We start from the raw sequence: 5,040 nt of genomic DNA, 5'->3' as shown, positions 1-5,040 counted from the left end.
CTGACTCCCGACTGTGGAATAGAGCTGGTTCAAGAGATTGTGGTGCCCATGATGCGGATCGAACGCATGACCTCTCCCTTACCAAGGGAGTGCTCTACCACTGAGCCACATGGGCGGTATTCGTGCTGATACCGTCAGTAAAAACCCGCTGGAGCGGGTGAAGGGAATCGAACCCTCGTCGTAAGCTTGGAAGGCTTCTGCTCTACCATTGAGCTACACCCGCGATTCGGCTTCCCATCGATTCTTCTGTAGACCAGAAGAGGTATCGTCGCTTGGTGGTGGGGGTTGGATTCGAACCAACGTAGGCGCAAGGCCAACAGATTTACAGTCTGCCCCCTTTAACCACTCGGGCACCCCACCGAAGCGAATTCCGAATTATGAAGATGTTTTTTATCGGTGTCAAGCCAAGTGGTGGAACATCCGCCGGAATGCCCCTTTGAATGTCGTTTTCCGCCACCCGGCCAGGCCGTTCAGCCCGCGCTGTCCTGGCTGGCCAGCACTTCGGCCAGCCCCTGGCGCTCGAGCAACGCGTCCAGATGCTGCCAGTCGGAAAAATCAATCACCAGCTGGCCCCCCTTGCGCGCCCCCGCCTTGATCTTGACCTTGGTCGCCAGATAATCGGACAGTGCCTTTTCAAGCCGGAGCAAGTCGCCATGCGGCGCGACCGCCGCCGAACGGGCGACTTTCCCCGCCGTGGTGGACAGGGGTTCGTCTTCTTCGCGCAGCGCGCGCGCCACCCGTTTTTCCGTATCACGTACCGACAGGCCGCGCGCAATGACTTCGTTGGCCAGCAGAATCTGCCGCGCGGCATCGGCCGCCAACAAGGCGCGCGCATGGCCCATGTCGATATCGCCCGCCAGCAACATGGTCTGCACCGGCTCGGCCAGGTTCAGCAGGCGCAGCAGATTGGTGGTCGTGGAACGCGAGCGTCCGATGGCGGTGGCCGCCTGTTCGTGCGTCAGGCCAAACTCGTCGAGCAGCCGACGCACCCCTTGCGCTTCTTCCAGCGGATTGAGGTCTTCGCGCTGGATGTTTTCGATGAGCGCCATGGCTGCGGCGTTTTCGTCGGCCACCTGACGCACCAGCACCGGCACCTCGCTGAGCCCGGCAATCTGGGCAGCCCGGAAGCGCCGCTCGCCCGCGATGATTTCGTACTGCCCAGGGTCCGCATCGAGCGGGCGCACCAGGATGGGCTGCATGATGCCCTGGACACGGATCGAATCGGCCAAGTCGTTGAGCGCGCCTTCGTCCATGCGGGTGCGCGGCTGATAGCGCCCCGCGCGCAGGGCGCTCACAGGCAGCTGGTGCGGGGTTTCCGGGGCACCGACGGCGTCGAGCGCCCCATGGTCGCTGCCCAGCAGGGCGTCGAGGCCTCGACCCAGACCTTTTTTACGTGTTGCCATGAGTATTCCTCCGTTGCTGGATGGCGCCGCGCTCAAGCGGCACGGCGGCGCACGCGCCCGCCCACCCGGCGGATCAGTTCTTCGCCAAAGGCGAGATAGGCTTTCGCGCCGCGCGAGGTCTTGTCGTACACCACTCCCGGCAGACCGTGGCTGGGCGCTTCGGCCAGACGGACGTTGCGCGGCACGATGGCCTTGAAGACCTTGTCGCCGAAATGGGACTCGAGCTGCGCCGAGACCTGCTGCTGCAAGGTGACGCGACGGTCGAACATGACCCGCAGCAGGCCGATGAGTTCAAGCCCGGGGTTGAGATTGCGGTAGACGCGCTTGATGGTGTTGACCAGGTCGGACAGGCCTTCCAGGGCGAAGTATTCGCACTGCATGGGGATAATGACCCCGTGCGCCCCGGCCAGGCCGTTGAGCGTCAGCAGAGACAAGGTGGGCGGGCAGTCGATAAGCACGAAATCGTAGTCGTCGCCCACCGTTTCGAGGGCGGTCTTCAGCTGCTTCTCACGGTCATCCATACCCACCAGGTCGATTTCCGCCCCTGAAAGCTCGCGATTGGACGGCAGCACGTCGTAGCCGCCCGCTTCCGAACGCAGGCGGGCCTGCGCCACCGTGGCCTCGCCGATCAGCACCTGGTACAGGTTGAGCGCGGCACCGTTCTTGTCGATGCCACTGCCCATGGTGGCGTTGCCCTGCGGATCGAGATCGACCAGCAAGACCCGCTGGCCGTGCATGGCAAGCGATGCAGCCAGGTTGATGGCAGTCGTGGTCTTGCCCACGCCCCCCTTCTGGTTGGCGATGCAAAAGACGCGGGCGGAGGGCTTCGGGCGATCAGCAGTCATGGGATTCCTTCAATCCGAGTTCCAGCAGACAACGGTGGGCGGCCATCTCGGGCACATGCAGCTCGGTGTGCGCCTTCACGCGCCAATCGGTCGATGATTCGAGCGCCTGCTGCTCTTCGAGCGGATACTGCCCCTTCATGGCCAGCAGGATACCGTCAGATGCCCGATGATGGGCCGCCACGCGGACAAAATCACTCAGCGAGGCAAAGGCCCGCGAAATGACGATGTCGGTCTGCAGACTGGGCATCGACTCGATGCGGCCATGAACGGCCCGCACGTTGTCCAGCCCCAGCACACCGGCGGCCTGGCGGATGAACGCCGTCTTCTTGCCGACGGCATCCACACAAACGATCTGCCAACCAGGCTGGCAGATCGCCAGAACCACGCCCGGCAACCCGGCCCCCGAGCCCATGTCGGCAATGCGGGTGGGCCGCTTGGCGCGACGGGCCTGCAGGGCGGGCAGCACGGACAGACTGTCGAAGACGTGCTGCACCAGCATTTCGGACGGATCGCGCACCGCAGTCAGGTTGTAGGCCTTGTTCCAGTGTTGCAGCTGCTGCAGGTAAGCCAACAGGCGCTCGGTGGCATCCGGCGGCAGATCCAGCCCAAGCACGCGCTGGGCGGCCAGCAGGCGCGTGTGAAATTGCGTGTCCGGCGCCATCATGCGACTTGGCGCACGCGCTGTGCCCGCTTCAGGTACACCAGCAGCAAGGAAATCGCGGCGGGTGTGATGCCCGAAATGCGCCCTGCCTGGCCAACGGTCTCGGGCCGCGCAGCTTCGAGGCGCTGGCGCACCTCGATGGACAGCCCCGACACCACGCGATAATCGAAATCGGCTGGAATACGCTGACCTTCCTGCGCGCGCTGGCGCTCGATTTCCAGCCGCTGGCGCTCGATATAGCCCGCGTACTTCACCTGGATGTCGAGCTGCTCGACCTGGTCATCCTCGCTCAGGCCCGGCCCGGCCAGAAAAGCGCCTTGCGCATCGGCCAGCGCCATGAGCTGGCGATAATCCACGTCCGGACGCTTGAGCAGTTCGAGCAAGCTGGGATGACGGTCTTTGTGTTCCAGCGCAAGGCGTTCGCGGTCGTGCGCCAGCAGCACAGCCGGATTGACGCGCGTTTCCCGCAAACGCTGGATTTCAGCCGCCACGGCGTCCCGCTTGCGGCAAAAGGCGCTCCAGCGCGCATCGTCCACGAGCCCCAGGGCACGGCCAGTTTCGGTCAGGCGCTGGTCGGCATTGTCTTCCCGAAGGCTCAGGCGATACTCAGCCCGGGAAGTAAACATTCTGTAAGGTTCAGTAACGCCTTTCGTTACAAGGTCATCCACCAAAACCCCCAGATACGCCTCTTGCCGCGAGACCGTCCAGGGATCCTTGCCCTGGGCACGCAGCGCCGCATTGGCCCCGGCCATCAACCCCTGGGCCGCCGCTTCCTCATACCCGGTCGTGCCATTGATCTGCCCGGCAAAGAACAGATTTTGAATCGCCTTCGTTTCAAGCCAGGCATGCAGCTGCCGCGGATCGAAATAGTCATACTCGATGGCATAGCCAGGCCGCATGATGCGGGCGTTTTCCAAACCAGGCAGGCTGCGCACCAGCGCAAACTGCACGTCAAAGGGCAAACTGGTGGAAATCCCATTGGGATAAATCTCGCACGACGAAGCCCCCTCGGGCTCAAGAAACACCTGATGGCTGCTCTTGTCGGCAAAGCGATGGATCTTGTCTTCAATCGAGGGGCAATAGCGCGGCCCTACCCCTTCGATCGTTCCTTGGTCACTGTACAGCGGTGAACGATCCAGCCCGGCGCGCACGATCTCATGCGACCGTTCCGTCGTATGCGTGATCCAGCACGGCACCTGCTCCGGGTGCATGTCGGCGCGCCCCAGAAACGAAAAAACTGGCACAGGATCAAGATCCCCAGGTTGAATCTCCGTCTTGGAAAAATCAATACTCTTCGCATCGATCCTGGGTGGGGTTCCCGTCTTCAATCGGCCTTGCGGCAACTTCAACTCTTTAAGCCGCTGCCCCAGACTGGTTGCAGGCGGATCCCCCGCGCGCCCCGCCTCGTAATGCGACAGGCCCACGTGCATCAGCCCATTCAGGAAAGTGCCCGCCGTCAACACCACGGTTTTGGCCCGGAAGTCCAGACCCACCTGGGTCTTGGCCCCCACCACACGATCACCTTCCAAAATCAGATCAACCACAGCCTGCTGAAAAATCAGCAGATTGTCCTGCCCCTGCAAAACCATACGGATGGCTCGACGGTACAGAGAACGATCTGCCTGAGCACGCGTGGCACGCACGGCAGGGCCCTTCGAGCGATTCAGTATCCTGAACTGTATGCCCGCATGATCTGTCGCCCAAGCCATGGCGCCCCCCAGGGCGTCCACCTCTTTCACCAAATGCCCCTTACCGATACCGCCAATCGATGGATTGCAGGACATCTGCCCAAGCGTATCCATATTGTGCGTCAGCAGCAAAGTGGACGCACCCATTCGTGCAGCCGCCAAAGCAGCTTCAGTCCCCGCATGGCCACCGCCAATCACGAGGACATCAAATTCATCGGTGTAATTCATGGGAAAGATCAGAAGAGAAGTGGTGTGATTATACGTCTCCACTCACGAAGAGACCGATGTTCCACGTGGAACATCGTTGTTTATCGTGAGAGAAGGTGTCTGAACAAGTAGCATTGAAATCATTGTGATATCTCGGGCCACAGGGGATTGGCCCGCCGGTGCGGGCTAGAACACTGTGCAGCCATTGTTTAGAACCAACAACATCAGCATCGTCA

The 5,040-nt window shown here is 61.9% G+C and carries 4 protein-coding genes and 3 tRNA genes; all 7 read right to left on the bottom strand.

Features of this window, described 5'->3' with window-relative positions:
• Positions 1-40: 40 nt before the first annotated feature.
• Positions 41-115 (bottom strand) — tRNA-Thr (locus CCA01S_RS14940).
• Positions 116-149: 34 nt separating this feature from the next.
• Positions 150-223, bottom strand: a tRNA-Gly gene (locus tag CCA01S_RS14935).
• A 50-nt stretch (positions 224-273) separates the two neighbouring features.
• Positions 274-360: transfer RNA gene (locus CCA01S_RS14930), tRNA-Tyr, on the bottom strand.
• A gap of 110 nt (positions 361-470) precedes the next feature.
• On the bottom strand, positions 471-1,403 hold the full coding sequence (locus CCA01S_RS14925) for a ParB/RepB/Spo0J family partition protein (RefSeq protein ID WP_066459926.1): 933 nt from the start codon (positions 1,401-1,403) through the stop codon (positions 471-473).
• Positions 1,404-1,435: 32 nt separating this feature from the next.
• A complete protein-coding gene (locus CCA01S_RS14920; protein WP_066459923.1) occupies positions 1,436-2,248 on the bottom strand; it encodes a ParA family protein in 813 nt (270 codons plus the stop codon).
• Positions 2,238-2,909: a 16S rRNA (guanine(527)-N(7))-methyltransferase RsmG gene (gene rsmG / locus CCA01S_RS14915; protein ID WP_066459927.1), complete on the bottom strand. Its 672-nt coding sequence runs from the start codon at positions 2,907-2,909 to the stop codon at positions 2,238-2,240. Before rsmG ends, CCA01S_RS14920 begins: the two co-directional genes overlap by 11 nt.
• Positions 2,909-4,825: a tRNA uridine-5-carboxymethylaminomethyl(34) synthesis enzyme MnmG gene (mnmG, locus tag CCA01S_RS14910; protein WP_066459921.1), complete on the bottom strand. Its 1,917-nt coding sequence runs from the start codon at positions 4,823-4,825 to the stop codon at positions 2,909-2,911. Before mnmG ends, rsmG begins: the two co-directional genes overlap by 1 nt.
• Positions 4,826-5,040 lie beyond the last annotated feature (215 nt).

The sequence above is a fragment of the Castellaniella caeni NBRC 101664 genome, from assembly GCF_001592225.1.
Lineage (GTDB): Bacteria > Pseudomonadota > Gammaproteobacteria > Burkholderiales > Burkholderiaceae_B > Castellaniella > Castellaniella caeni.
This window is presented reverse-complemented; position numbering and strand designations above follow the sequence as displayed.